Below are 22,341 nucleotides of genomic sequence, written 5' to 3'. Positions count from 1 at the left end.
ATGCAGTTCGCTACATCGGGTATGTGTGCATTCGCACCGCCAAATTGCCCATAATCCAGACAGTCCCAAGGATGATGATCAATAGCACCAGCGTGGAGAAAAGGATCAAATCAAGGTCTTCCCGGCTGCTGCGGCGGCGATCAATATGCAAGAAATAAACCAGTTGCACGACCAGTTGCGCCAACCCCAATAACGCGATTGAAAGGTAAACCCCCTTGGTCTCGATGCCGTATTTATAGGCTATCGCGAACACCGCCCCTGTCAGCAAAAGCGAGCCACCATAGCCAATTATGTAGCGCCGACGCTCGCGCCGGTGCATCTCGCTGCGCTTATCCATAGGTCAGCCCTCCGAAATAAACGATGGTGATAATCCCGATCCAGATCAGGTCGAGAAAGTGCCAAAACAATGCCAACCGCACCACGCGCGACATCAGCAGATCGGTCAAGCCAAACAGGCGCAGCTGAATGCCCAACACGATCAACCACAAGCACCCAGCAGCCACGTGCAACCCATGCAGCGGCACCAGACCGTAGAAGGCCGATAGAAACCCGCTGCGTTGAGGGACACCGCCTTTTTCGGTCATCGCCACGAAATCGCGGATTTCCAGCACCAGAAAGCTGAGACCCAATACCAGCGTCACGCAGAACCAGAACACGATCCGCCATCTGGGCAGGTTGTATTTCAGCGCCAGCATTGCCAGCCCCACGGTAAGGCTGCTGGTCAAAAGGATTATCGTCTGGGCAAAGATGCTTCTCAGATCGAACAGCTCGTGCGGACCGGGCCCGCCAGCCTGTGCATCGATCATGGTGATGTAAATGGCGAACATCAGGCCGAAATAGACCAGATCGCTCATCAGAAAGACCCAGAATCCAAAAGTGACAACCTCGGCGGCCTGGTCCGCGCTTGCATGCCGCCGGCCGAGGTTCAGCCCCGGATAGCTGTGCGTCGGCGCGCGCTTCATGTCACTGCCTCCAGGTCAGGGCGGGCAAGGCCGCAATTTTCCGGAGCAATTTCATGATCGCGATCCACCGGTGCAGAGCTGCGCACCAAATCAAGCCAGGCTTCGTGTTGTTTGCGAACCTCCTCGGCGGGGATGACCTCTTCGGTGTCCAGCCGGAAGGTCCACAGGACGAAGGACAGCAACATCAGAGCAGTTACCAGTGCGGCCAGCCACCAGATCCACCAGACCAATGCGAACATCCAGACTCCGCTGAGTACACACAGGATGAACCCGATCCCAGTGTTGCGCGGCATCGAGATATCTTCGTACTCATCAGGTGTCGGATAGGCCTCACCCCGTTCCTTTGCGGCGGCAAAGTTATCCCGATCCGTCACCTGCGGGATGACGGCAAAATTGTAGGGCGGCGGCGGCGACGGGATCGACCATTCCAGCGTGCGCGCATCCCACGGATCGCCGACTGGCACGCGGGTGTTTTCCCGGTCGCGGATACTGACCCACAATTGCATAACCACCGCTAACAGCGCCGACAAGATCACCAGCGCGCCGATGACGGCGATGATCATATAGGGGTGGAAACTGGGGTCTTCCCAACTGAACGACCGGCGCGGCATCCCCATGAGGCCAACGAAATAAAGCGGCAGGAAAGTCAGCATGAACCCAACCGTCCACAATACCACTGTGATGCGCCCCCAACGCTCGTTCAGCCGGAACCCAAAAGCTTTGGGGAACCAGTAATTGTATCCGGCCAGCAGGCCGAACAGCACGCCCGGCAACAGAACATTGTGGAAATGTGCCACAAGGAACAGAGTGTTATGCACCTGATAATCGACCGTCGGGTTGGCAAGGATCACACCCGACAAGCCACCAATCACAAACAACATCAGAAAGGACAGGCCGTACAGCATCGGCACCGAAAACCTGATACGGCCACGATACAAAGTCGCCATCCAGTCGTAGACCTTCACCCCGGTTGGAATGGCGATCAGCATGGTGGCGATGCCGAACACAGCATTGATCAGCGCGCTTTGGCCCATAGTAAAGAAATGGTGCAGCCAGACGGTAAAGGACAGCACCGCGATGCACATTGTGGCAATCACTAGCGAGTTGTACCCGTAAAGCCGTTTGGCCGAGAATGTGGCGAAAACCTCGGAATAGATACCATAAGCGGGCAGAACCAGCAGATAGACCTCGGGGTGGCCGAACAGCCAGAACAGGTTGGCATAGTTCATCATGTTGCCGCCAAGGTCGTTGGTGAAAAAATGGAAATCCAGATACCGATCCGCCGCCAGCATCAGTGCGGCCACGCCGAGCGGCGGCATGGCAAAGATGATCAGGATCGAGCTGCTGATGATTGTCCAGCAATACATTGGCAGCCGCATGAACTTCATCCCCGGCGCCCGCAGCTTATAGATCGTGACTGCAAAGTTGATCCCCGTCAGCGTGGTACCGATGCCTGAGACAACAATGGCCCATATCCAGTAATCCGGCCCCACGCCGGGGTTAAAGGCGGCCCCGGTATAAGGCGGATAAGCCGTCCACCCCCCGGTTGAGAAATTGCCAACCACCAGCGACACCATCAACATCATGCCCGCCGAGACGGTCAGGCCCAGACTGATCTGGTTCATTACCGGAAAGGCCACATCCCGCGCGCCGATCATCAGCGGGATCAGGTAATTCGCGAGCCCAAAGACAAAGGGCACGGCGACAAAGAACACCATGATCGTGCCATGGGTGCTGAACAACTCGGCGAAATGTTCGGCCTCAAGGAACCCGTCACCGGGGCCTGCAGCCTGTTGGGCGCGCATGACCACGCCCTCAAGCACGCCGCGCGCCAGCATGACGATGGCAAAGACGATGTACATAATGCCGATTTTCTTATGATCTGCGCTGGTCAGCCAGTCGCGCCACAAAGGCCCCCACAGGCGGAACCATGTTAGTGATCCGACCACGACAATGACGCCTACGATCACCACAGCCGCCGCCGCGTTGGCCACGATTTCATTTGCGTTAGGATTTTGGATCAGACCCGTGATCGGGAAAGCATCCCAGTTCAGACGGCCAAAGAATCCTGTTTCGGTCATTGCGCGCCCTCTTGCCCGTATTCAGCGGTTCCCGGTTGTTGATCGCGTGGCAACGGTTGCCCACCGTGATAGCGGTGCAAAATGGACTGGAACAGATCACCGTCCTCCAGCGTAAAATACAGCGCATTGAGTGGCATCAGTGAGGTCCCCAACGCTGCCTGTACCTCATCCCGATCCGTGCGCATGGCCAGCGTTCTGTACGTGTCTTCGGTCAGAGAGATCCCATGGGTGCGAACACTTTCAACCCAGGCATTGAAGTCTTCGGGCTGCATCGCCTGAGTCAGAAACTTCTGCTTGGTAAAACCCCGCCCATTATACTGCGTGTTTTCGCCCTGCATCGTCTCAGGCGTATCGGCGACCAGATGCAGCTGAGTCGTCATCCCCGGCATCGCGTAGATCTGCCCCGCCAGGGCAGGGATCATAAAGGATTGCATCACCGTATCCGTCGTCAGCGTCATCGCCACTTGCTGTTTGACAGGAATGCCGAACTCTCCAACGGTGGCGATACCAAGATCGGGGTAAATGAACAGCCATTTCCAATCGAGGCCAACAACCTGCACGTTCAGCGCGGGTGTTTCACCGAACGGAGCGGCGTAAGGGTCCAGCCGGTGGGTGGCTTTCCACAGGTAAAACGAAAGCAGCGCCACGATCACGACCGGTACGCCCCACATGGCAAATTCCAGCTTGCCCGAGAAATCCCATTTGGGCCGGTACTCTGCCGCGCTACCCTTGCGCCGCTGGTACCGCAAGGCGATCAGCGGCACCAATACTAAAACCGGCAATACGGCGATCATGATCAGAACAGTCGCCCGCAGCAGGTGGGTTTTCTGAACCGCCGCAATAGGGCCTTGCGGGTCCATGAAGCTGTTGCTTGCCCACGCCATCTGTGCCGAGGTCACAACAACCGCGATCACCAATGCCATTGCTGAAGGTTTGAGTAAGGCCACGCCTGATAGTCCTCTTAAGCCTTCGTTTCGGCCAACTATCGGCAGAGTCACAGATTTTCTCAAGGTTTTTTCCAAAACCGTCGATTGTTTCACGCCCTGCCTGAACAACCACAGCATTAGGATCGTGCAAATCGCCTTCGATGATGCGGTTGACTTGGCATCGCAGCCGGGTGAGACATTTTGGTGATGCGTTGGATTATTCTCGCCCTCGGCCTTTGGTGCCTTACGACAAGTGCAAGCGCACAGGATCGCGCGACGGTGGAACGCCAGTTTCAAGCATGGCTGCAGGATACAGTCTGGCCGCGAGCCAAGGCCAAAGGTGTTTCACGCGCAACCATGCAGCGGGCCTTTGATGGGGTAACGCTCAACTGGAAGTTGCCCGATCTGGTGCCGCCGGGCAGTTCTGCTCAGACACCCAAACAGCAAAAACAGGCTGAATTTGGATCACCTGGCCGATACTTCAGTGCCGGTTCCGTTCAGGGTGCAACTGCTACGGGGCGGCAGATGGCGCGGCGTCACGCCAAGACCCTGGCGCGGGTCGAGGCGGAAACCGGGGTTCCCGGACGGATCATCCTGGCCATTTGGGGCCGGGAAAGCGGGTATGGCCAAGTACCCATCCGCCACGATGCCTTTCAGGTGTTGGGGACAAAAGGGTTCATGAGTACCCGGGCCGCGTATTTCACCGACGAGTTGATCGCCGCACTGCAAATTGCCGAGGCCGGCCACGCCCCAACGGGCACGTTGAAAAGCAGCTGGGCGGGCGCGTTGGGTCAACCGCAATTCATGCCTTCGAACTTCCTGACCTTTGCCGCGGACGGAAATGGCGACGGGCGGTCCGACATCTGGGGCTCGGCCGAAGATACAATCGCCTCCATCGGGCATTTCCTGTCGCAACATGGCTGGGTCACCGGACGCGACTGGGGGTTCGAGGTCACGGTTCCAACCCAGATAACCTGTGCGTTGGAAGGACCGGATCAGGGTCGACCTATTCAGGACTGGGCTGCCATGGGGATCACCCGCGTATCTGGCAAGCCATTTCCACCACACGAACTGCCGGGTGAGGGGTTTCTGATGATGCCAGCTGGACGCAAGGGACCCGCCTTTATCGTCACGCCGAATTTCTACGTTCTCAAGGATTACAACAAAAGCGATCTCTACGCTCTGTTCGTGGGCCATGTCGGAGACCGCATTCAGTATGGCGTTGGGGACTTCAAAGCCCGCTGGGGCAAGGTTGATACCTTGTACCGGTCAGATATCGCAGCCATGCAACGGGCGTTGGAAAACCAGGGCCATGATGTCGGTGGTGCGGATGGATTGCCGGGGTTCAAGACTCGCCGCTCGATTGGGCGCTGGCAACAAGTGACGGGGCGCAGCCCGACCTGCTTCCCAGAAACCAGCATGAAATCCGCTCTGACGCAGTAGCGATTCGCTGCAAATTTGATGTGAATCGAGCTTCCTTGGCGTCAAGTTTGCGGGGTGACCTTCACGAAAATGTCAAGAAACGATGAAGTTTCATTATTAAATTTCCCAACCTACGTCCATTTCGTTCACGATCCACCTGTAGTTGCTTAAATTGTGGGCACCATCTTTATCCCGATTTGAAATAATGCCACCTTCACCGGCAGTGAAAGGCGACTTTCGCAAACACGTTCCCGACTGCAAACCGAAAGACTGCGACGCGGTGTTCCTTGCGCTCTGAAAAAGCAAAATTCGAACCCGTCCTGGTCTTGTTCAGGGTCGGACAAACAAGGTGGCCTGTACCCATCCTGAAAGGATGCGCGTGCCGGACCCCTAAAAACGGGAGTAGAAAAACATGAACAAGTATATTCGTACATCTCTGGCGGGGTTGTTGACCACGACCATGATCACCGGGGCCGCCTTTGCTGCAGGCACCCATCCTACAACCGGCGAAGCGCTGGCGGATGACCAGACCTTTATCTACCGCCTTGGCGATGAACACAGCTCGGTCGACCCGCAGGTTGTCGAAGATACCTATGGGGCCGAAATCACCCGCGACCTTTTCGAAGGTCTGATGAACCAGGACGAAGACGGCAACCTGGTTCCTGGCGTTGCCACCGGTTACACCACCAACGACACCAAGGATGTTTATACCTTTACACTGCGCGACAACGCCAAGTGGTCGAATGGCGACCCGGTGACCGCAGGTGATTTTGTCTATGCCTGGAAACGCGCTGTCGATCCCGAACTGTCCTCGCCCTATGCCTGGTTCATGGAGCTGATGTCGATCGAGAATGCTGCTGAAATTATTGCCGGGAACAAGCCTATTGACGAGTTGGGCGTCAAAGCCCTCGACGATCACACTCTGGAAGTCACTCTGAGCGCGCCCCTGCCCTATTTCCCGCAGATGACCACGCACTCCACCACCTTCCCGGCCCCGCAGAAAGTGATCGAGGAACATGGTGACGCTTGGACCCGGCCCGAAAACATCGTCTCGAACGGTGCCTATATCTGGACCGAACACCTGCCGCAGGAACGCTCGGTCCGTGAACGTAACGAGATGTATTGGGATAATGAAAACACGATCTTGGACAAAGTCGTGACGCTGGTCATCAACGACGAAAACGTCGCTTTGACCCGCTATCTGGCTGGCGAACTGGACCGCACCGAAGTTCCCGCAGGGCAGTTTCCCCGCATGAGCCAGGAACACCCGGATCAGGCCATCAGCTTCCCGCGCCTGTGTAACTACTATTACACATTCAACCTGACGGAAGACGGTCCCGAAGCGTTCAAGGACCCTAATGTCCGCCAGGCACTGTCACTGGCCGTTGATCGCGAGATCATCACCGAAAAAGTCATGGCTGGTGGCCAGCCGCAGGCTTACACTTTCGCTCCCGAAGCGACCGCTGGATTCACGGTCCCCGAGGTCGAGATGGCCTCGATGACTCAGCCCGAGCGGGATGAACTGGCTAAAGAACTGCTGGCCGGTGCCGGTTACGGCCCCGACAATCCGCTGAGCTTTGAGATGGTCTACAACACCAACGAAGATCACAAGAAAGTCGCCGTGGCGCTGAGCCAGATGTGGAAACAGAAACTGGGCGTGAATGTCGAGCTGGCCAACATGGAATGGAAAGTCTTCCTGGAAGAGCGCGGCAACCAGAACTTCGATCTGGCCCGCGGCGCATGGTGTGGCGACTATAACGAGGCCTCCACCTTCCTGGACCTGCTGCAATCGCAATCAGGCTATAACGACGGCAAGTACAACAATGCCCGCGTTGACGAACTGCTGGCTGAAGCCAAAACCTCGGACGATCCTGCACCTCTGTACACCGAGGTAGAGCGGATCATTGCACAGGAAACGCCTGTGATCCCGATTTACCACTATGCCGGCGTCTACATGATGGACACCGACGTAGGGAACTGGCCGATCAACAACGTCGAGCAGAACTGGTACTCGAAGAACCTCTACAAACGCGCCGAGTAATCGTCTTTGAACCTCGCCCTGTCCCGGATGCAACCGGGGCAGGGCCAATAAACATGGGGGCATGAAATGCTTGCCTATAGTCTGCGGCGACTGCTGGTCGCCATACCGACGATCCTGTTGCTGATCGTCGCCTGTTTCTTTCTTATGCACTTCGCGCCCGGTGGGCCCTTTACCTCGGAACGGCCTCTGCCACCGGCGGTTCTGGCCAATATCGAGGCCCGCTATGGGCTGGATCAACCGCTGTGGAAACAGTTGTGGGATTACCTCTACAACATCGTCGTGCATTTCGATTTCGGCCCGTCCTTCAAGTTCAAGGACCGCGATGTGAACGACATCATCGCACAGGGTTTTCCAATCTCGCTGACCTATGGGTCGCTGTCGTTCCTGGTTGCTACCACCGTTGGTGTGGGTCTGGGGATCGCCGCCGCAATCAAGCACAACAGCTGGATCGACTATTTCGCCGTGGGTCTGGGCATTGCTGCGCAGGCGCTACCGAACTTCATCATGGGCCCGATCCTTATCCTGACTTTCACCCTGTGGCTGGGGCTGCTGCCCGGCGGTGGTTGGAATGGTGGTCAGTGGCAATATCTGATCATGCCGGTCATTGCGCTGGCGACTTCCTACATGGGGTCAATTGCACGGATTACACGGTCGTCGATGCTTGAGGTTCTGAACTCGAACTTCATACGCACCGCGCGTGCCAAGGGCCTGCCGACCAGAACCGTGATCTGGCGCCATGCGTTGAAGCCGACCCTTCTGCCTGTTGTGTCCTATCTTGGGCCGGTCTTTGTCTACGTGCTGACCGGTTCTGTCTTTGTCGACATCTATTTCTCGACCGGTGGATTAGGTCAGGCCTATGTCGGCTCGGCCCTGTCGCGGGACTATGCCGTGCTGTTGGGCGTCACGATCCTTTATGGCGCGCTGACCGTTGTCGTGAACTTGCTGACCGACCTGGCCTATGCCTGGTTCGATCCGAAAATCCGGTACTGAGGGGCTGGCAATGCTTGGAAAATCACAAAAAGCCGCTCAGCTGGCCGGAGACGTAACCGACTATACGGTTATTCAGGGACGTTCGCTGTGGCAAGACGCACGGATGCGTTTTGTTCGAAACAAAGCCGCAATGGCCAGCGTCTTCATTCTGACCATGATCGTCCTGTTCACAATCTTTGGCCCATATTTCGCCGTCTGGAGCAACGAGGAAATCGACTGGAACGTTATGGGGGACGTGGCTGGCATGGGCATGCCCTCAATCGAAACCGGGCACTATTTCGGCGTCGACGATCTGGGACGCGACCTTTACAGCCGCGTCATTCAGGCCACTACAACATCGCTGCTGGTCGGGCTTATCGGGGCGGCAACCGCACTGATTGTCGGAACCTGCTACGGTATCGCCGCCGGATATATCGGCGGGCGCACCGACGGTGTCATGATGCGGTTTGTCGACATCCTGCTGGCGATCCCGGCCACATTGATCGTCATCTTGCTGCTCGTCGTGGCGGGGCGGTCGTTCTTCATGTTGTTCATCGCACTTGGCGCGGTGGGCTGGCTAACCATGGCGCGGATCGTTCGAGGGCAAACCCTGACCCTGAAAAACCGCGAGTTCATCGAGGCTGCCCGCGCTGCTGGTGTCAGCGAGTTCACCATCATGTATCGCCATATCCTGCCAAACCTTTTGGGTGTGGTAATCGTCTATGCCTCGTTGTTGGTGCCGGAAATGATCCTGATGGAAAGCTTCATCTCGTTTCTTGGATTGGGCATTTCGGAACCCTACACGTCCTTGGGTCGTTTGATTGCCGAAGGCGCAGGAACGATGGCTTACGGGACGCTGTGGCAGTTGATGTACCCGCTGACAATCTATGTCGCCATCATCATCTCGATGTTCTTCATCGGCGATGGTTTGCGTGACGCTCTGGACCCGAAGGATCGCTGATATGAGCCTGTTCTCTGTTAAGGACCTGAGCGTCCAGTTCAATACGCCCGATGGTGTGGTCGAGGCCGTCAAAGGCATCAGTTTCGACATCAATCCGGGCGAATGCCTTGGCATCGTGGGTGAAAGCGGGTCAGGCAAAAGCCAGACCTTCATGGCCGCGATGGGATTGTTGCCGCCTGCCGGACGGGCCATGGGGTCCGCTACTCTAAACGGCAAGGAAATCCTGAACCTGCCTATCAACAAGCTGAACAAGATCCGTGGCGATGATGTCGGCATGATCTTTCAGGACCCACTGACCGCGCTGACACCGCATCTGCGGATCGGTCAGCAAATGCGAGAGGTTCTGCAGGTACATGAAGGGCTGCAAGGGTCCGCCGCTCGGGCTCGCTGTCTGGAATGGCTGGATCGCGTCCGCATCCCCGAGGCAAAACGGCGGCTGGATCAATACCCGCACGAATTGTCGGGCGGTATGCGTCAGCGCGTGATGATTGCAATGTCGATGCTGTGCAATCCCAAGCTGCTGATCGCGGATGAACCGACCACGGCGCTGGACGTCACTGTGCAGGCCGACATTCTCGACCTGATGGTGCGCCTGCAAAAGGACGAAGGCACGGCGATTGCCCTGATCACCCATGACATGGGCGTTGTTGCGCGGATGTGCGATCGCATTCAGGTCATGCGTCTGGGTCAGTTTGTCGAGGCCGGAGACACGCGCGAAATCTTCCGCGCACCGCAGCACGAATACACCCGTACTCTGCTAGAGGCGATGCCGCGGATCGATGCTGGCGATGCGCCGAAGGCTTTGGACAAGGTCGAAGACCCGCTATTGAAAGTTGATGACGTCAAGGTCCATTTCCCGATCCACGTGCCGGGTGGCATATTTGGACGCAAGGTGCCATTGAAGGCGGTCGATGGCGTCAGTTTTGACATCCGCAAAGGTGAAACACTGGGTGTTGTAGGCGAATCTGGCTGTGGAAAATCCACTCTAGCAAGGGCGGTTCTTCAACTGATCGAGCCCAGCGGTGGCAATGTCAGCTGGCTGGGCCATCCCATTGTCGGGTTAAAACGGGCCGAGCTGAACAAATACCGCAAAGACTTGCAGATCGTGTTTCAGGACCCGCTGGCCAGCCTCGACCCGCGGATGACGATCTCGGCCTCAATCGCGGAACCGCTCAAGACCTATCGTCCCGATCTGACGGATCGGGAACGAAAGGAAATGGTCGCCGACATGATGGAACGGGTTGGTCTGAAGGCCAACATGATCAACCGTTATCCGCATGAGCTGTCCGGCGGGCAAAACCAGCGGGTCGGCATTGCACGGGCGATGATCAATAAACCCAAGTTGATCATCTGTGATGAGGCGGTTTCGGCGCTGGATGTGTCCATTCAAGCGCAAATCGTGGAATTGTTGCGCGAACTGCAACAAGAGTTCGGCCTGTCGATGATCTTCATCAGCCACGACCTGTCTGTGGTACGTGCGGTCTCGAACCGGATCATGGTTCTGTATCTTGGCCGAATAGTCGAGCTGGGGGATGGAGAGGTGATCTGTTCTGATCCAATCCACCCTTACACAAAATCCCTGATCTCGGCGGTGCCGATCCCGGACCCGGATGTGGAACGCAGCCGACAGCGGTTGAAGCTGCCTGGTGAACTGCCCTCACCCATGGATCCCAAAGCCGCATTGCGGTTTCTTCCCAGCCGGTTGGCCGCAGGTCAGACCGATTATGTGCCGCAGCTGAGCGAGGTGACGCCGGATCATTTCGTGGCCGAACACGACCCGCTGGAAATCATCATGAACGGGGCCTGACCCTGCTGCCCCGAAGCCGTTCACCCGGCTTCGGGGTTTGAATTGGACCCAGTGATTACGGCAACTGTCGGCAAGGCGAATCTATGGCAGGCAGATATCCGTTTCTGCTGCAGATAAGGGCAGAAATCCGCAATGTCGCGCAGGGTATATCCCGATCGTTTTGACTTCTACCGCACCGGGTGGCACCATCCTTTGCAAATGATACGTTGATTGTTACAGAGCGTTGATTGTTCGGACCACAGCGCCTAAGAGACCCGCGTAGTACGCTAACAGTCAGACATTGTTTTAGTAACTTGAGAGGTCAAATGACACGTAAGGTCACAAAGGCGATCTTCCCCGTCGCAGGGCTTGGTACGCGGTTCCTGCCCGCGACAAAGTCGGTCCCGAAAGAGATCATGACGTTGGTCGACCGCCCGTTGGTACAATACGCCATCGACGAAGCGCGTGCCGCCGGCATCACTGAATTCATTTTCGTGACCTCTCGCGGCAAGTCTGCACTAGAAGACTATTTCGATCACAACTTGGTGCTTGAGCAGGAGCTGAAAGCCAAAGGCAAGGAAGACCTGCTGGAAACGCTGAACGCCACCAATATGGAAAGTGGCGCGATTGCCTATATCCGTCAGCACAAAGCGTTGGGTCTGGGTCACGCGGTTTGGTGCGCCCGTCGCCTGATCGGCGACGAGCCTTTCGCGGTAATGTTGCCCGACGACGTGATTGCCGCCGACAAGCCTTGCCTGCAACAAATGATCGAAGCCTATGAAGAAACTGGTGGCAACATGGTGGCAGCCATGGAGGTTCCCGAAGACAAGACCAGCGCTTACGGTGTGTTAGACGTAGGTGAAAATATCGGAACGGTCGTACGCGCCCGCGGCATGGTCGAAAAACCCAAGCCCGAGGATGCGCCCTCGAATCTGGCCGTTATCGGCCGCTACGTGTTGGGGCCGTCGGTATTGTACAATCTGAACCAATTGAAAAGAGGCAGCGGTGGTGAGATTCAACTGACCGACGCGATCGCCGAAGATATTGGCAATGGCGTGCCGGTCTTTGGGTACAAATTCAACGGACAGCGGTTCGACTGCGGCTCAAAATCAGGGTTCCTGCAGGCCACGGTAGCCTTTGCGCTGGCCCGCCAGGACTTGCGCGAGGATCTGAGCCAGTATCTGCGTGACGTTGTGGCGACGGATCAGGCTGCTCAGTAGCAACTTCTGACGACACATCGACCGGGGTATTCCTCGGCACGGCATTTTCACAAGCCGGGGCGCTCAGCGCCTCGGCTTTTTTGATGCTTCTGAAAAGTTAGCAATTGGTTTTTCGGGCGTCCGGCACGGTCAGACGGGATTCATCCACCAAAAGGCAATGTGGCGCGCAATGCAATTGTCGGACCGACAGCCACAGGAGGACGCCCGTGCCACAAAATTCACCCCGATTGAGCCTTCCATTTCTGCAACCTTCACAGGCCCAGAAACACGTCACCCATAACGAGGCGCTGCGACAGCTGGATGTTGTTACCCAGCTAAGCCTGGCCTCGACAAACGCGTCGACTCCACCTGCCGTTCCAGACCAGGGCGAGGTTCACGCATTGGGCATCGCACCAACAGGGGATTGGACGGGTCAGGCCGGAATGTTAGCTGCTTGGCTGGACAACGCCTGGTATTTCGCCGCGCCCGGCACAGGCTGGCGCGCATGGGATGAAAGCACCGGTCAAATGAAAGTCTGGGACGGTGGGGCCTGGATCGATCCCCCGGTGGCGACGCAGAATTTGGACGGAGTGGGTATCGCCACAAGCTATGACAGCACGAACCGCCTGTCGGTAAGATCTCCGGCCACATTGCTCAGCCACGAAGGCGGTGGGCACCAGCTGAAAATCAACAAGGCCGGTGCAGGCGACACCGCGTCCTTACTGTTTCAGTCCAATTGGACCGGCCATGCCGAGATGGGTTTGTCGGGCACTACAGGCTTTTCCATCAAAGTCTCTCCCGATGGCAGCAACTGGACTGACGCACTAAGCTTTGACCCCACGACCGGCATTGCAGATGGCGCGGCAATTCAGGCCAGCCCTGATGATATCACACCCGGGCGCCTGATGCGGGCTGACTACGGTTATGGCCCTGGCAACCTGTTAGGGTCCGTTTCCGAAAATGGCGGTGTACCAGACGGAGCGGTGATCGAGCGGGGCTCAACCCCCAATGGCGACTACGTGCGTTTTGCGGATGGAACGCAGATTTGCACCGTCACTCTGCCCGCAACGGGCTGTATAAATGCTGATGGCGTGCTTTTCGCAAGCGGCGCGGCTGTTTGGGACTTCCCGATGACTTTTGCAACCGGTTCAACCATTTCGGTCAGTGGCAGCGGAGGGGCCAGCAATCGGTTCATCGGCTTTGAAGCCCCGACCGAAACGCAGGTAGGTTTCAAGATTTTGGCCACCAACAGCGATGCGACGGCGCGGACACCAACGGCCATTGCCATTGGCCGCTGGTTCTGACGGAACGAACTGCCCGGGTCCCGACCTGAGCAGTTACTTAGCCCTCAAATCCGCCGCTGCCTGATCCAGGAACCAGGCATAGGTTTCGCGAATGCCGTCTTCCAGCCCTACGCGCGCGCGCCAGCCCATGTCGGCCAGACGGGACACATCCATCAGCTTGCGCATGGTACCGTCCGGTTTGTTGACATCCTGCGTGATCCGACCGGTATAGCCGGTTGTTTTTGCCACCAACGCCGCCAGTTCCGCGATCGAAATATCCTCGCCACAGCCCACGTTGATGTGGCTCAGCATCGGTTGGGTGTTTGCCTCATAAGCATCGCGCGGCAGGTCGAGCACGAACAGCGACGCCTCGGCCATATCATCCACATGCAGGAATTCGCGGCGAGGTTTGCCGGTGCCCCAGATCACCACTTCGTCCAGACCATCGCGCTGCGCCTCATGAAACCGGCGGATCAGGGCGGGTAGAACATGGCTGTTTTCGGGGTGGAAATTGTCACCCGGACCATACAGATTTGTCGGCATGACCGAGCGGTAATCGACCCCGTGTTGCCGATTATAGCTTTCACACAGTTTGATCCCGGCGATCTTGGCAACAGCGTAGGGCTCGTTTGTGGGTTCCAGCACTCCGGTCAGCAACGCATCCTCGCGCATCGGCTGTGGCACGGCACGCGGGTAGATGCACGAACTGCCCAATTGCAGAAGATGTTTCACCCCAGCGGCAAAGGCCTGATGGATCACATTACATTCGATCATCAGGTTGTCGTAAATGAAATCCGCCGGATAGGTATTGTTGGCGTGGATGCCCCCCACCTTGGCAGCAGCAAGGATCACGACATCCGGGCGTTCAGCCTGCATAAAGTCGCGCACGGCGGCCTGATCGGTCAGATCTACTTCGGAATGTGTACGCGTGATCAACTCAAGCGCTTCGCCGGCTGCCTGACGATCCTGCAAACGCCGCAGAATAGCGCCACCTACCATGCCGCGGTGACCTGCTACGTAAATCTTGCGCATGTCGTGTTCCTCAGCCGTTTTCCAGACTTACCGGCAGTTCGTAACCATGCTCTTTCAACAGCGCATGGCGTTTCGCGGTTTTCAGGTCTTCGACAACCATTTCGGCGCACATTTCCTGCACGGTCAGTTCGGGCTCCCAGCCCAGCTTGGTTTTCGCATTCGAGGGATCGCCCAGCAGTGTTTCCACCTCGGCCGGGCGGAAATATTGCGGGTCGATGCGCATGATCACATCGCCAGGTTTCAAGGCCGGCGCGTTTTCCCCTTCAATCGACGTGACGGTTGCGATTTCATCCACGCCGTCGCCCGAGAATTCCAACGTGATACCCAACTCGGCAGCGGACCATTCGATGAATTGGCGGACCGAATATTGCACGCCGGTAGCAATTACGAAATCTTCGGGATTGTCCTGCTGTAGCATCAACCACTGCATCCGCACGTAGTCTTTCGCGTGGCCCCAATCCCGCAGGCTGTCGATATTGCCCATGTAAAGGCAATCTTCGAGACCTTGCGCGATATTGGCCAGACCGCGGGTGATCTTGCGGGTCACAAAGGTTTCGCCACGGCGCGGGCTTTCGTGGTTAAACAGGATCCCGTTGCAGGCATACATACCATAGGCTTCGCGATAGTTGACGGTGATCCAATAAGAATACAGCTTGGCCACCGCGTATGGCGAACGGGGGTGGAACGGGGTCGTCTCACGTTGCGGCGTTTCCTGGACCAGACCATACAGCTCGGACGTGGACGCCTGATAGAAACGCGTTTTTTTCTCCAGCCCCAGAAAACGGATCGCTTCCAGCAGGCGCAGGGTTCCGATGGCGTCTACATCTGCCGTGTATTCCGGAGATTCAAAGCTGACCGCCACATGCGACTGCGCACCCAGGTTGTAAACTTCGTCCGGCTGCACCTCCTGAATGATTCTCGTCAGGTTCGACGTGTCGCTCAGATCGCCGTAATGCAGGTGCAATTTGGGGTTGGGGTCATGAGGATCTTGATAAATGTGGTCGATCCGCTGCGTGTTAAAGGACGACGCCCGGCGCTTAATCCCATGAACTTCATACCCTTTTTCCAGCAGGAATTCTGCCAGATAGGACCCATCCTGCCCGGTAATACCTGTAATCAACGCCTTTTTCGTCATCTTATTTTCCCACGAAATACTGTGTGCATCTTTTCCACCTCAGAAACAGCAAGAACTCGCGGAATGCAACCCAACGCATTAAATCACTGAAAATACTGGCGGCTATTAACCGCCAGCCTGCGTATACGTCACTATTTAACGTCAGGACGTCCCGTAGAGCGGCACATCGCTTTTAGCACCATCCGCCAGCGCTTTGCTCTGATCCCGGCGTACTTGTTCGTACAGAGCCAGCGATTGTTCAGAGAAGGCCGCGCTCGGGGGGGCGACATGAACAAAGTTTGACCGTTCGTCCTGACCGCGCACCAACATGGCATAGTCACGATCCGCAACCAGTTGCCGGGCGTTGGGGTTGAGATAGCGGATCGCCAGACCAATTCTGCGATCACCGGATCGGTTCGGACCCGAGCCATGAATAGTCAGCCCGTGATGCAGCGACATTTGCCCAGGGGCAAGTTCGATATGGGTTTTGTCTTCGTCTGCGACATCAACGGCGACTTCCTGCCCGCGCGACAACAGGTTGGTGTCGGAATAGGTGTCGTTATGCGGCAGGATCGGGTTTTTATGACTGCCCTGTACGAAATCCATACAACCGCTTTCGACCGTGGCCGGGGACAGCGCGATCCAGGCGGTCACTTGATCCGGTGTCTCACCCATGCCCCAATAGGTCAGATCCTGATGCATGCCCACCGTGTGTTCGGTATGGGCCTCTTTGACGAAAAACTCGGCGGACCAGACCATGATATCCGGCCCCAATACGCCTTCGACCACATCCAATACCCGCGGGTCCTGTGCCACCCTCGCGGCCAAAGGTATGACCAGATGTGCGTTTACACGCTTGTAGGTGTTCAATGGCAAAGGCAGATCTGCAGATAGCCAGTCGGTCTCGAGTTGTTCGAATTCCGCGCGGATTTCGGCGATCTCATCGGGAGAAAAAACCGTCAGAGGGAACAGAAATCCGTCTTCCCAATATTTCTCGGACTGGTTCACCGTCAGGGCGTGGGGTGAGTTAGCTGATTGCGGCATGAGGCACCTCTTGAATGATGATTCACGCAGGATAGGCCGGAACGCCACAAGGTCAGCGCACAACCTGTTGCCCGTTAGGCTAAGTTCAGCTTAGCCTATTCTCATGTCGTCCCGTATCCCGTCCCTCAACTGGCTGCGCGTGTTCGAGGCCGCGGCCCGCACCGAAAGCTTTGCCCGCGCGGCCACGCAGTTGAACATGTCGGCTGCAGCCGTCAGCCAGCAGGTGAAAGCGCTGGAAACGCGATTGGGCACGCCGCTGTTTCACCGCCACGCCCATGCCGTAACCTTGACCGAGGCGGGGCGGGCTTATCTGCCGTCTGTTCAACAATCGCTGCTGATGTTGGAAACCGCCACCACGGGGCTGTTCGGTGAAACGCGGGAACAGCGGTTGTTTGTGCAATCCATTCTGCTTTATGCGCACGGCATTCTGGCCGGTGGGCTGCCAGACTTTCACGCGTCGCACCCGCAGATCAGCCTGTCCTTGACCACCGGCAATCTGGTTTCAGATTTCGCCAACCAGTTCACCGATTTGCAGATCGTTTTCGGCAATCCGACACTCTATGGCGCGGACAGTGATGTGTTGTTGCATGAACGCCTGTATCCCGTAGCCCCGCCAAATATCGCCAATCAGATTCACCACCCCCAAGATCTGTTCCGTTTCCCTTTGATCGAGGTTTCGACTCACCGCGCCAGTTGGCTGCATCTGTTCGAGACCTTACGTCTGCCGACAGGTCAGGCGCGGTTTTTCTTTGCGGATAACTCCCTGATAGCGGCCGAGATATCGGCCAGCGGCGGTGGCATCGCACTGGCCCGCGCGCCCGCATCAGATCGGATCATGGAAATGTCGGGCCTTATCCCCTGCCTGCCTGACATTCAAGTGGCAGGTCACGAAACCTACCATCTGGTCTATCCATCCCGCGCAGCCCTGCGGCCACCGGCGCGTGCCTTTCGCGAATGGCTGCTGGATCACAATGCGGCGGTCCAGACCCGGTAACGCCCCTGCCCTGTCACCTCGCGGATCAGGCCGCGCCGGGCGAACCGGTCGATATTGCGCTGTACCGCTGCACGTGACGCTTTTGTCAGTTCCTCGGCCAGTGGGGCTGAAACCATGGGCCAGGCGGTCAGAACGTCGATCAACAAAGGCGGTGTCCGCCCGCTCAGCCCGCTGGTTGCCTCGCGCGCGCGTTGTTCCCAAGCGCTGACCCGATCAAGATGCATCAGCGCGGCTAAGGTTGCCTGCCCTGCCCCTCTGATCCAGGCCGAAAGCTTTTCGTCTACCTCGCCAACCCCGCGCAGCGCCCCGGGACCGGACAGCGCCAAAGGCATGAACATCGCCCCGCCCCGCCCCATCGTTGCCGCGTGGCGGGCCGCGATAATTGCGGCTTCGGTATCCTGTCCGATCCCCTGAGACAGCGCGCGCCAGGCATGGAACCCCATGGCCGCCTGCGTCACCGGATGCAAGCCTTCGGAATTGCGCATCACTTCTGCCAGATCGGCCACTGCCTCGGGGATGTCTTCGATACCTTGCGCCATGCGATCCAAAAAAGCGGTCAGGCCAATTTCCCACCCATCCGAAGACGGGCCCGGTCCGGAAGTTAAACGCCGTACCGCCCAACCGGCCCGAAACAAAGCCTGAACGTCATCACCGGTTGCACCGATCCGCAGACCGGTCCACAACGCCAGCCGGTCAACACTGATCCGGTCCCCGGTCCACCAGCCCAGATCGGATACATCCATCAGCGCCAGCCGATGCGTCCATCCATCCGGCCCGGCCCGCAACCTCTCATCCAAAGCACCGAAAATTGCCGCCAGGTCGGCAAGTTCAAAAGACAGCTCGGCCTGAGCCGTACGCCAATCGCGCGGATCGAACAGCAAACGGCGATCCACTTTCGGGCCCGGGGGCAAAAAATCCTCGACCGCCTCTTCATCCTCGGGCGGCAGAAACCACAAGTCATCGTCTTCGGGCGGGTCCACATCATAGATACTGGGTGGGCCTACCGCATCGGCGTCCTCATCCGGATCAGGCATGACGGGCTTTTTCTTCATACCCATTATATTTCGAGGATTTGCCTCGCTTCACAAGGCGTTTTTGCGCATTACGCGTTTAACCCGCAAAACTTTCAGTAAGAAAATCCAGCTGACCGCTCAGATCGGTCTGATCGTTACTCCCGATCAGCATGTAGCCATATCCGTCCTGCGCCCAGTTGGCTGTGGCCAGACCGCTCAGCACGGCCTGTTGCACATCCTTGTTCGGCGCGCCCTCACCCTGTCGGATGACACAAAAGGCAAAAGGCAGACCTTCCGCATCGGCAAACACCACCTGAACCAACGGCTTGCCCTTAAATGACAGGACCTGCGCGCGTTTCAGCTCCATCCCCGGCAGGGTTTCAAGCTCTTCGCGGTTCAACGACCGACCCAGCTGTGCCTCAGCCTGCGCGAACTGCTTGTCTAAAGCCTGAGAGGAACTGTCCAGCGACACAATCGTCTCTGGCACATACAACGACTGATAAATCGCTGCCTGTTGAACCCAGCCCAGCGGCTCTGGACGGGTCGCCCAAAAGGTCGCCGACGCAGCAACGACCGCGACCGAAGCCGCAACGGCAAGCAGACGCAGCCCACCACCGGCTCGCACGACCGGGGCCACCGGCTGTGGCAAATCAACCTGGGGCGTTTCCACTGGCACACGTTCGAAAACCGCCTGCACCACAGGTGCGAACGGGTCCAGCGCCATCAGGCGCTGTTCCAATGCGGGATCCGCCTCAACCGCGCTTTCGATCGCGGCGGCTTCGGCCTCATCCAGATTGCCTTCCAGATACGCCAACAGCGTCTCATCGGAAAACTTCATTTGCCACTCCGTCGAACGGTGTCTGCCGCCTCATGCTGCATCACAGTTTTCAGTTTCTGCCGGGCATTGGACAACCGGCTCATGATAGTTCCTATCGGCACCTCCAGCAACGCGGCAGCTTCGCGGTAGCTATAGCCCTCGACGAACACAAGCACGACCGTCTCCCGCTGCGCCTCTGGCAGCTGCATCACTTGTGTAAACACTTCAGTGGCGAAAATATTCGTTTCTGAATCGTTTCCGGGTGCAATTAAGTCTGCTTCGGGCGTCACGGACAGCGCCTGCGCCTTGCGAACCGAACGCGACCGCACCTCATTCAACCAGATCGAGCGGCAGATCGTCATCAGCCAGCTATCCAGCCGGTCATGTGACGTGACCTGGTGGTGTCGTTCCAACGCGCGCAGACATGTGGATTGTAGCAGATCGTCGGCCACGTCGGATGCGCCGGACAGTGCCAGCCCAAACCGCCAGACGCGTTTCGAATGCATCTGGATCGCGCCGCGCACGGCCTGTTCCGAACTAATCTCACCACCCATCGAATAAATCGCGACCTGTGTGTGTTTGCTTTCCACGGACCGGGCCCGCGGGGTCAGGACTGACATAACCCGAGGAGGAAAGAAATGAAACTTCTGTTGAAGGCAGTCACGATTGCGTCGGCAATTGTTGCAACCCCGGCGCTGGCGGACGGCTGGACCCTTGTCCCCGAAGGATCGCATCTGGCCTATGGGACCATCAAGAAAGACACCGTGGGCGAGGTCAATTCCTTCACCAACCTCAGCGGTCATGTCAGCCCGGACGGCAAGGCCGAGATTCAGATCGACCTGTTCTCGGTCGAGACCAATATCGACATCCGTAACGAACGCATGATCGAGTACGTGTTTCGCAAAGCAGGTACTGCGGCGCTGACGGCCACGTTTGACATGGCCGAAGTCTCAAGTCTGGGTATTGGCAAAACCACCACCGTCGATACCGAGGCCGTGTTGTCCCTGGCTGGAACGGATGTGGCCTTCGACGCCGAGATGTTTGTGGCCCGCCTTTCTGAGTCCTCGGTGATGGTGTCGACCAACGACATGGTGTTCATCAGCGCCGAAGACGCAGGCGTCAATGCTGGGGTCGAAAAACTGATGGAGCTGGCCAGCCTGCCCGGCATCACTCGCACGGTTCCGGTGACGGCCCGGCTGATCTTCAACTTGGATGGCGAACAGGCTGCGGTTGCCCCTGCTGCCCCGTCTGCCGTCGCCGCAGTGGAAGGAGACATCAAGGCGGGTAAGAAAGTGTTCCGCAAATGCAGCGCCTGCCACAAGCTCGAGCAAGACCGCCACACTGTCGGTCCGTCACTGCACGGGGTTATCGGCGCCACAGCCGGACAGGCGGACGGGTTCCGGTATTCGGCCCAATTGCAAGAGTCGGGCATTGTCTGGACCGCTGACACCCTGACCGCGTTCCTTTCTGACCCGCGCAGAACGATTCCCGGTAACAAGATGCAGTTTTCCGGCCTGAAAAAAGACGAAGATATCACCAACCTGATCGCTTATCTGCAGGCCGAAGCGCAGGGCTGATCCCGAACCCGGCGAAAACCGGGTTCCCTTTGCCCGCTCTGCCACGCTATCCCTTGTCTCAGTCACGATGAGGGAGACGCAGGGCATGAGCGAAACGGTCAAACTGTCATTGGACGAAGTCCGAGACCTCAGCCTTTCTATTTTGACCACGTCTGGTTTCGGGCCGGATCATGCCGCAGCGATCGCCGATACGCTAACCACCTGTCAAATCGACGATTGCCAATCACATGGATTGTTCCGCCTGTTCATGTGCGCCGACACGATAAATGCGGGTCAGATCGACGGGCATGCAGAGCCAGTCCTTGAACCGTCGGATAACGCAGTCGTTCGGGTTGATGCGCAGGGCGGGATGTCCCTGCTGGCGTTCGAAAAAGCGCTGCCGGTTTTGATCGAGAAAACCCGCACCCACGGCATCGCCGCCATGGCGATCAACCGGTGTTTCCATTTCTCGGCACTCTGGCCCGAGGTGGAGCGTCTGTCCGCGGTCGGTCTGGCGGCGATGGCGATGGGCCCAAGCCACGCCTGGGTCGCCCCCGCCGGTGGCACGCGCGGCAGCCTTGGCACCAACCCGCTGGCCTTCAGCTGGCCTCGCCAGAATAAAGACCCGTTTACCTTCGATTTCGCCACCAGCTCCTTTGCCCGGGGAGAAATCGAACTGTACCACCGCGCAGGCAAGCCCCTGCCCGAAGGTGTCGCCATCGACAAACACGGCAACCCGACCACCGATCCACAGGCCGCGATGGACGGTGCGATGCTGACCTTTGGCAGCTACAAGGGCTCGGCCCTGTCGATTATGATCGAACTGCTGGCCGGTCCACTAATCGATGATCTGACCAGTCTGGAAAGCATGGAATTCGCCGATGGCGCCGGCGGCGCACCTTATCACGGGGAAATCCTGCTGGCCTTCGATCCTGCGCAATTCAGCGGCGGTCGAGTCGATGAGAATGATACCCGTGCCGAACGTCTGTTTGCCGATATCACTGACCAGGGCGCCCGCCTGCCCTCGCAAAGGCGCTTTGCCGCGCGGGCCCGCAACACTGAACGCGGCTTCGTCGAAATAGCCAAAACACTGTACGTCGACTTGCAGGCTTTGGCCGAAAAGGCCCAGGCGCGCTAAAGC

21 protein-coding genes are annotated in these 22,341 nt (G+C 57.7%); 11 read left to right on the top strand and 10 right to left on the bottom strand.

Translation table 11 applies throughout. The annotated features are described in order from the left end of the window. Positions 1-10: 10 nt before the first annotated feature. From ACR0B0_RS08730 to ACR0B0_RS08715, 4 genes are read right to left on the bottom strand one after another with little or no spacing between them, the layout of a single operon-like run. Positions 11-337 carry a cytochrome o ubiquinol oxidase subunit IV gene (locus ACR0B0_RS08730; protein WP_170349989.1) on the bottom strand — a complete coding sequence of 109 codons (327 nt, stop codon included), beginning with the start codon at positions 335-337 and terminating at the stop codon, positions 11-13. Then, complete coding sequence (locus ACR0B0_RS08725; RefSeq protein WP_170349988.1) at positions 330-962, bottom strand: cytochrome c oxidase subunit 3; 633 nt, start codon at positions 960-962, stop codon at positions 330-332. The genes ACR0B0_RS08730 and ACR0B0_RS08725 overlap by 8 nt, the downstream gene beginning before the upstream one ends. Then, entirely contained in the window at positions 959-3,043 is a 2,085-nt protein-coding gene (locus ACR0B0_RS08720) for a cbb3-type cytochrome c oxidase subunit I (RefSeq protein ID WP_480647357.1), read from the bottom strand. The genes ACR0B0_RS08725 and ACR0B0_RS08720 overlap by 4 nt, the downstream gene beginning before the upstream one ends. Further along, positions 3,040-3,903, bottom strand: a complete 864-nt coding sequence (locus ACR0B0_RS08715) for a cytochrome ubiquinol oxidase subunit II (protein ID WP_480647355.1) — start codon at positions 3,901-3,903, stop codon at positions 3,040-3,042. Before ACR0B0_RS08715 ends, ACR0B0_RS08720 begins: the two co-directional genes overlap by 4 nt. Here ACR0B0_RS08715 and ACR0B0_RS08710 point away from each other — a divergent pair. The 8 genes from ACR0B0_RS08710 (at position 3,902) to ACR0B0_RS08675 (ending at position 13,651) form a co-directional block, all read left to right on the top strand. Then, positions 3,902-4,177, top strand: coding sequence for a hypothetical protein (locus ACR0B0_RS08710; protein ID WP_480639259.1), 276 nt, complete (start codon positions 3,902-3,904; stop codon positions 4,175-4,177). The two genes, ACR0B0_RS08715 and ACR0B0_RS08710, sit on opposite strands and share 2 nt — an antisense overlap. Next, positions 4,177-5,412, top strand: coding sequence for a lytic murein transglycosylase (locus ACR0B0_RS08705; protein ID WP_480647353.1), 1,236 nt, complete (start codon positions 4,177-4,179; stop codon positions 5,410-5,412). The genes ACR0B0_RS08710 and ACR0B0_RS08705 overlap by 1 nt, the downstream gene beginning before the upstream one ends. A gap of 391 nt (positions 5,413-5,803) precedes the next feature. Then, positions 5,804-7,432, top strand: coding sequence for a peptide ABC transporter substrate-binding protein (locus ACR0B0_RS08700; protein WP_170349985.1), 1,629 nt, complete (start codon positions 5,804-5,806; stop codon positions 7,430-7,432). Between the two features lie 66 nt (positions 7,433-7,498). Then, positions 7,499-8,422 (top strand): oligopeptide ABC transporter permease OppB, encoded by a 924-nt coding sequence (gene oppB, locus ACR0B0_RS08695; protein WP_170349984.1) that lies wholly within the window; start codon positions 7,499-7,501, stop codon positions 8,420-8,422. A 10-nt stretch (positions 8,423-8,432) separates the two neighbouring features. Continuing rightward, positions 8,433-9,362 (top strand): ABC transporter permease subunit, encoded by a 930-nt coding sequence (locus tag ACR0B0_RS08690; RefSeq protein WP_170349983.1) that lies wholly within the window; start codon positions 8,433-8,435, stop codon positions 9,360-9,362. 1 nt (position 9,363) lies between these two features. Beyond that, entirely contained in the window at positions 9,364-11,169 is a 1,806-nt protein-coding gene (locus tag ACR0B0_RS08685; RefSeq protein ID WP_170349982.1) for an ABC transporter ATP-binding protein, read from the top strand. 305 nt (positions 11,170-11,474) lie between these two features. Further along, positions 11,475-12,368 (top strand): UTP--glucose-1-phosphate uridylyltransferase GalU, encoded by an 894-nt coding sequence (gene galU, locus ACR0B0_RS08680; RefSeq protein ID WP_170349981.1) that lies wholly within the window; start codon positions 11,475-11,477, stop codon positions 12,366-12,368. A 206-nt stretch (positions 12,369-12,574) separates the two neighbouring features. Further along, positions 12,575-13,651 (top strand): DUF2793 domain-containing protein, encoded by a 1,077-nt coding sequence (locus tag ACR0B0_RS08675; protein ID WP_480647351.1) that lies wholly within the window; start codon positions 12,575-12,577, stop codon positions 13,649-13,651. Positions 13,652-13,684: 33 nt separating this feature from the next. On the opposite strand, the gene fcl is transcribed toward ACR0B0_RS08675, so the two are convergent. The 3 genes from fcl to ACR0B0_RS08660 all read right to left on the bottom strand — a co-directional run bounded on the left by fcl (position 13,685) and on the right by ACR0B0_RS08660 (position 16,820). Beyond that, entirely contained in the window at positions 13,685-14,662 is a 978-nt protein-coding gene (gene fcl, locus ACR0B0_RS08670) for a GDP-L-fucose synthase (RefSeq protein ID WP_170349979.1), read from the bottom strand. Positions 14,663-14,672: 10 nt separating this feature from the next. Then, entirely contained in the window at positions 14,673-15,797 is a 1,125-nt protein-coding gene (gene gmd / locus ACR0B0_RS08665) for a GDP-mannose 4,6-dehydratase (RefSeq protein ID WP_170349978.1), read from the bottom strand. A 141-nt stretch (positions 15,798-15,938) separates the two neighbouring features. Beyond that, the gene (locus tag ACR0B0_RS08660; RefSeq protein ID WP_170552073.1) at positions 15,939-16,820 is read right to left on the bottom strand and encodes a phytanoyl-CoA dioxygenase family protein; all 882 of its coding nucleotides are present in this window, start codon (positions 16,818-16,820) and stop codon (positions 15,939-15,941) included. Between the two features lie 103 nt (positions 16,821-16,923). On the opposite strand from ACR0B0_RS08660, the gene ACR0B0_RS08655 reads away from it, so the two are divergent. Next, positions 16,924-17,814 carry a LysR family transcriptional regulator gene (locus tag ACR0B0_RS08655; RefSeq protein WP_480647348.1) on the top strand — a complete coding sequence of 297 codons (891 nt, stop codon included), beginning with the start codon at positions 16,924-16,926 and terminating at the stop codon, positions 17,812-17,814. Here the strand turns inward: ACR0B0_RS08655 and ACR0B0_RS08650 are convergent. Genes ACR0B0_RS08650 through ACR0B0_RS08640 form a run of 3 tightly spaced genes read right to left on the bottom strand, consistent with a single transcriptional unit; the run spans position 17,787 to position 20,234 of the window. Then, entirely contained in the window at positions 17,787-18,866 is a 1,080-nt protein-coding gene (locus ACR0B0_RS08650) for a helix-turn-helix domain-containing protein (protein ID WP_480647491.1), read from the bottom strand. The two genes, ACR0B0_RS08655 and ACR0B0_RS08650, sit on opposite strands and share 28 nt — an antisense overlap. Before the next feature lie 58 nt (positions 18,867-18,924). Beyond that, positions 18,925-19,665: a hypothetical protein gene (locus ACR0B0_RS08645; protein WP_480647346.1), complete on the bottom strand. Its 741-nt coding sequence runs from the start codon at positions 19,663-19,665 to the stop codon at positions 18,925-18,927. Beyond that, positions 19,662-20,234, bottom strand: coding sequence for an RNA polymerase sigma factor (locus ACR0B0_RS08640; protein WP_480647344.1), 573 nt, complete (start codon positions 20,232-20,234; stop codon positions 19,662-19,664). Before ACR0B0_RS08640 ends, ACR0B0_RS08645 begins: the two co-directional genes overlap by 4 nt. 48 nt (positions 20,235-20,282) lie before the next feature. Here ACR0B0_RS08640 and ACR0B0_RS08635 point away from each other — a divergent pair, with 48 nt between their 5' ends. After that, the gene (locus tag ACR0B0_RS08635; protein WP_480647342.1) at positions 20,283-21,221 is read left to right on the top strand and encodes a c-type cytochrome; all 939 of its coding nucleotides are present in this window, start codon (positions 20,283-20,285) and stop codon (positions 21,219-21,221) included. A gap of 85 nt (positions 21,222-21,306) precedes the next feature. Next, the gene (locus ACR0B0_RS08630) at positions 21,307-22,338 is read left to right on the top strand and encodes an Ldh family oxidoreductase (protein WP_480647340.1); all 1,032 of its coding nucleotides are present in this window, start codon (positions 21,307-21,309) and stop codon (positions 22,336-22,338) included. Positions 22,339-22,341 lie beyond the last annotated feature (3 nt).

The organism is Ruegeria sp. BA12 (genome assembly GCF_056539625.1).
The sequence above is the reverse complement of the archived record's forward strand: the minus strand, read 5'-3'. Positions and strand labels throughout refer to the sequence as shown.

Bases quoted from the DNA above. Each gene is read 5' to 3' on its own strand.
- ACR0B0_RS08730 (WP_170349989.1), bottom strand. From the start codon at position 337: ATGGATAAGCGCAGCGAGATGCACCGGCGCGAGCGTCGGCGCTACATA.
- ACR0B0_RS08725 (WP_170349988.1), bottom strand. From the start codon at position 962: ATGAAGCGCGCGCCGACGCACAGCTATCCGGGGCTGAACCTCGGCCGG.
- ACR0B0_RS08720 (WP_480647357.1), bottom strand. From the start codon at position 3,043: ATGACCGAAACAGGATTCTTTGGCCGTCTGAACTGGGATGCTTTCCCG.
- ACR0B0_RS08710 (WP_480639259.1), top strand. From the start codon at position 3,902: ATGAAGCTGTTGCTTGCCCACGCCATCTGTGCCGAGGTCACAACAACC.
- ACR0B0_RS08715 (WP_480647355.1), bottom strand. From the start codon at position 3,903: ATGGACCCGCAAGGCCCTATTGCGGCGGTTCAGAAAACCCACCTGCTG.
- ACR0B0_RS08705 (WP_480647353.1), top strand. From the start codon at position 4,177: ATGCGTTGGATTATTCTCGCCCTCGGCCTTTGGTGCCTTACGACAAGT.
- ACR0B0_RS08700 (WP_170349985.1), top strand. From the start codon at position 5,804: ATGAACAAGTATATTCGTACATCTCTGGCGGGGTTGTTGACCACGACC.
- oppB (WP_170349984.1), top strand. From the start codon at position 7,499: ATGCTTGCCTATAGTCTGCGGCGACTGCTGGTCGCCATACCGACGATC.
- ACR0B0_RS08690 (WP_170349983.1), top strand. From the start codon at position 8,433: ATGCTTGGAAAATCACAAAAAGCCGCTCAGCTGGCCGGAGACGTAACC.
- ACR0B0_RS08685 (WP_170349982.1), top strand. From the start codon at position 9,364: ATGAGCCTGTTCTCTGTTAAGGACCTGAGCGTCCAGTTCAATACGCCC.
- galU (WP_170349981.1), top strand. From the start codon at position 11,475: ATGACACGTAAGGTCACAAAGGCGATCTTCCCCGTCGCAGGGCTTGGT.
- fcl (WP_170349979.1), bottom strand. From the start codon at position 14,662: ATGCGCAAGATTTACGTAGCAGGTCACCGCGGCATGGTAGGTGGCGCT.
- gmd (WP_170349978.1), bottom strand. From the start codon at position 15,797: ATGACGAAAAAGGCGTTGATTACAGGTATTACCGGGCAGGATGGGTCC.
- ACR0B0_RS08660 (WP_170552073.1), bottom strand. From the start codon at position 16,820: ATGCCGCAATCAGCTAACTCACCCCACGCCCTGACGGTGAACCAGTCC.
- ACR0B0_RS08655 (WP_480647348.1), top strand. From the start codon at position 16,924: ATGTCGTCCCGTATCCCGTCCCTCAACTGGCTGCGCGTGTTCGAGGCC.
- ACR0B0_RS08650 (WP_480647491.1), bottom strand. From the start codon at position 18,866: ATGAAGAAAAAGCCCGTCATGCCTGATCCGGATGAGGACGCCGATGCG.
- ACR0B0_RS08645 (WP_480647346.1), bottom strand. From the start codon at position 19,665: ATGAAGTTTTCCGATGAGACGCTGTTGGCGTATCTGGAAGGCAATCTG.
- ACR0B0_RS08635 (WP_480647342.1), top strand. From the start codon at position 20,283: ATGAAACTTCTGTTGAAGGCAGTCACGATTGCGTCGGCAATTGTTGCA.
- ACR0B0_RS08630 (WP_480647340.1), top strand. From the start codon at position 21,307: ATGAGCGAAACGGTCAAACTGTCATTGGACGAAGTCCGAGACCTCAGC.